At 71.4% G+C, this 3085-nt stretch carries 4 protein-coding genes; 2 read left to right on the top strand and 2 right to left on the bottom strand.

What is annotated here, in order from left to right; all coding sequences use genetic code 11:
- Positions 1-40 precede the first annotated feature (40 nt).
- Entirely contained in the window at positions 41-499 is a 459-nt protein-coding gene (locus MBSD_RS13985; protein WP_062537909.1) for a c-type cytochrome, read from the bottom strand.
- Positions 500-598: 99 nt separating this feature from the next.
- Here MBSD_RS13985 and MBSD_RS13980 point away from each other — a divergent pair, with 99 nt between their 5' ends.
- The gene (locus MBSD_RS13980; RefSeq protein WP_062537908.1) at positions 599-1387 is read left to right on the top strand and encodes a dienelactone hydrolase family protein; all 789 of its coding nucleotides are present in this window, start codon (positions 599-601) and stop codon (positions 1385-1387) included.
- Between the two features lie 59 nt (positions 1388-1446).
- On the opposite strand, the gene MBSD_RS13975 is transcribed toward MBSD_RS13980, so the two are convergent.
- Positions 1447-2451 carry a polyprenyl synthetase family protein gene (locus tag MBSD_RS13975; RefSeq protein ID WP_062537907.1) on the bottom strand — a complete coding sequence of 335 codons (1005 nt, stop codon included), beginning with the start codon at positions 2449-2451 and terminating at the stop codon, positions 1447-1449.
- Positions 2452-2621: 170 nt separating this feature from the next.
- Here MBSD_RS13975 and ssb point away from each other — a divergent pair.
- The coding region (gene ssb / locus MBSD_RS13970; RefSeq protein WP_062537906.1) for a single-stranded DNA-binding protein at positions 2622-3085 on the top strand (464 nt) is incomplete at its 3' end.

The following is a 3085-nucleotide window of genomic DNA, read 5'->3' as shown; positions in this document are numbered from 1 at the left end:
TCACCCGCATCGACATGAACAACCTGGTGGGTTTACACAGCTAGTCCTCGGCGCGGTACTTCTCGTGGCAGCGCTTGCAGGCTTCCGCCGTCTGCGCGAACGCCTGCTTGCTCGCCTCGATGTCGCTGCCGGCGGCGACCTTGGCGAGGTCGGCGGCGGCGTCCTCGAAGGCCTGCATCTTCGCCTTGAAGTCCTCGGGGTTCTGCCAGATCGCCGGCTTGGCGCCGGTCTCGGCGCCGCGGTCGGAGCCCGGCGGGAAGCCTTCGAGCAACTGCTGGCTGTAGAAGGCCAGGCGCTGCGCGCGGCGGGCGAAATCGGCCTGGTCCCACGGCTGGGTGCCGCGCACCATCGCGTTCATCGGCGCGAAGTTCCACAGGATCGCGTGGTACACGCCCTGGCGGTAGCGGATCGCCGTCTCCGGCTTGACGGCGGCAAGCACGCCGGCGCTGAGGGCGAATCCGGCGAGGGCGAGCAGGGCGGCGGCGTAGGCGGGGCGCATCGGCGTCTCCTGGCGGTGGAGTCCTCAGTCTAGCAACGGCATCTACCGGCCCGCGCGGCGCGGGCGTAAGCTTCCGGGACTTCCCCGGGAGGCTCGACCATGCGCAAGACGATCGCGATGCTCGCTCTGCTGCTGCTCGGCGCCGCGGGCGCGGCGCAGGCGGCGATGGTGGCCCGACCGGTCGGCTACACGCTGGACGGCACCGCCTTCCGCGGCGTGTTGGTGTACGACGACGCGGTGGCCGCCAAGCGCCCCGGCCTGCTGATGGTGCCGAACTGGCGCGGCGTCAACGACACCGCCGTGGCCAAGGCGAAGATGATCGCCGGCCGCGACTACGTGATCCTGCTCGCCGACATGTACGGCGAGAAGGTGCGGCCGAAGAACGACGACGAGGCGCGCGAGGCGGTGAAACCGCTGTACGCCGACCGCGCGTTGCTGCGCAAGCGCGTCGTCGAGGCGCTGGAAGTGCTGCGCGCGCAGGCGGCCGGCGCGCCGATCGACACCGCCCGCCTCGCCGCGATCGGTTTCTGTTTCGGCGGCACCTCGGTGCTCGATCTCGCGCGCAGCGGCGCCGACGTCGCCGCCGTGGTCAGCTTCCACGGCGGCCTCGGCACCGACGATCCTGCGCTGGCCAAGCAGATCAAGGCGCGCGTGCTGGCGATCAACGGCGCCGACGACAAGGGCACCATGCCCGACGCCGACAAGTTCATGGACGAGATGCGCGGCAGCGGCGCCGACTGGCAGTTCGTCGTGCTCGGCAACGCCGTGCACTGCTTCACCGAGACCGAGGACCATTCGCCCGGCTGCATGTACGACGCGCGCGCCGCGCGGCGCAGCTACCGCATGATGCGCGACTGGCTGGACGAGGCGTTCGCCGGCAAGCCCTGAGTAACCGTCTCCAAAGTCAAGCGCGGCGCGGCGACCCCGCGAACGATCCCGCCGGCGAATCAGGACGTCCGCTCGACCGCGTAACCGGCCAGCGTGGCCAGCGCCTCGCGCCACGGCGACGGCGGGATCGCCGCCAGCGCGGCGCAGGCGGCGTCGGCATGCTGCTGCGCCCGTGCGCGCGTGCGCTGCAGTGCGCCGGAGTCGCGGATCGCGGCGACGATGCGATCCAGCGATTCCAGTCCGCCGGATTCGATCGCGCGGCGCAGCGCGGCGGCTTCGTCGGCGCGCGCGGTCTCGAGCGCGTAGATCAGCGGCAGCGTCGGCTTGCCCTCGGCGAGGTCGTCGCCGATGTTCTTGCCGAGCGTCTGCGCATCGGACACGTAGTCGAGCAGGTCGTCGGCGATCTGGAAGGCGTAGCCCAGTTCCATGCCGTAGCGGCGCAGCGCCTGCGCCTGCGCTTCCGGCAGGCCGCCGAGCACCGCGCCCAGCTCGGTGGCGGCGGCGAACAGCACCGCCGTCTTGCGCTCGATCACGCGCAGGTACGCCGCCTCGTCGGTGTCCGGGTTGCCGATGTTGAGCAGCTGCAGCACTTCGCCTTCGGCGATGGCGTTGGTGGTATCGGCGAGGATCCGCATCACGCGCATGCGATCCAGTTCGACCATCAGCTGGAACGAGCGCGAATAGAGGAAGTCGCCGACCAGCACGCTGGCCGCGTTGCCCCACAGCGCGTTGGCGGTCTTGCGGCCGCGGCGGAGGTCGGAGGCGTCGACCACGTCGTCGTGCAGCAGGGTGGCGGTATGGATGAATTCGATCACGGCCGCCAGTTGCACGTGCTGCGCGCCCTCGTAGCCGGCCGCGCGCGCGGCCAGCACGTGCAGCATCGGTCGCAGGCGCTTGCCGCCGCCGCCGATGATGTGCTCGGCGATCTGGTTGATCAGCACCACGTCGGAGGCCAGCCGCGCGCGGATCAACGCGTCGACGCGGGCCATGTCGGCGGCCGCCAGCGCGCGGACGGCGGCGAAATCGCGCGGGGATGCGACGGCGTCGGCGGCGGGCAGGCTCATGCGGGCTCCGGGGCGGATGAAGCGCGGATTATAGGCCGCGACCGCCGCAACCGGCGGACGCGCACCGGCAGAATCGCCCTACGCGCCGGCGCACCGCCCGGCCGGGGCGGGCGCAGGCGCGCCGTGCTACGATCCCGGCCCATTCCAGTGCGAGCAGTCGAGGGCGTTCCATGGCACGCGGCGTCAACAAGGTCATCCTGATCGGCAATCTCGGTGCGGATCCGGAAACGCGCTATACCGCCTCCGGCTCGGCCATCACCACGATCCGCCTCGCCACCAGCGAATCCTGGCGCGACAAGCAGACCGGCGAGATGCAGGAGCGCACCGAATGGCATCGCGTGAAGTTCTTCGGCAAGCTGGCGGAGATCGCCGGTGAATACCTGAAGAAGGGCCGCCAGGTTTACGTGGAAGGCTCGATCCGCACCGACAAGTTCACCGGCAACGACGGCCAGGAAAAGTTCTTCACCGAGATCGTCGCCAACGAGATGCAGCTGCTCGGCGGTCCGGGCGGCGAGGCCGGCGCCTCGCGCGGCGAGGGCGGCGGCTACCGCGAGCGCCCGCAGCCGGCGCGTCCGCAGGGCGGCGGCCGCGCCCCGGCGCCCTCCGCGCCGGCGCCCTCCGCGGGCGGCGACGG

Source organism: Mizugakiibacter sediminis, assembly GCF_000953855.2.
Classification (GTDB): domain Bacteria; phylum Pseudomonadota; class Gammaproteobacteria; order Xanthomonadales; family Rhodanobacteraceae; genus Mizugakiibacter; species Mizugakiibacter sediminis.
The sequence above is the reverse complement of the archived record's forward strand: the minus strand, read 5'-3'. Positions and strand labels throughout refer to the sequence as shown.

Excerpts from the sequence above, each read along its gene's own strand:
- MBSD_RS13980 (WP_062537908.1), top strand. The coding sequence starts at position 599 with ATGCGCAAGACGATCGCGATGCTCGCTCTGCTGCTGCTCGGCGCCGCG.
- MBSD_RS13975 (WP_062537907.1), bottom strand. The coding sequence starts at position 2,451 with ATGAGCCTGCCCGCCGCCGACGCCGTCGCATCCCCGCGCGATTTCGCC.
- MBSD_RS13985 (WP_062537909.1), bottom strand. The coding sequence starts at position 499 with ATGCGCCCCGCCTACGCCGCCGCCCTGCTCGCCCTCGCCGGATTCGCC.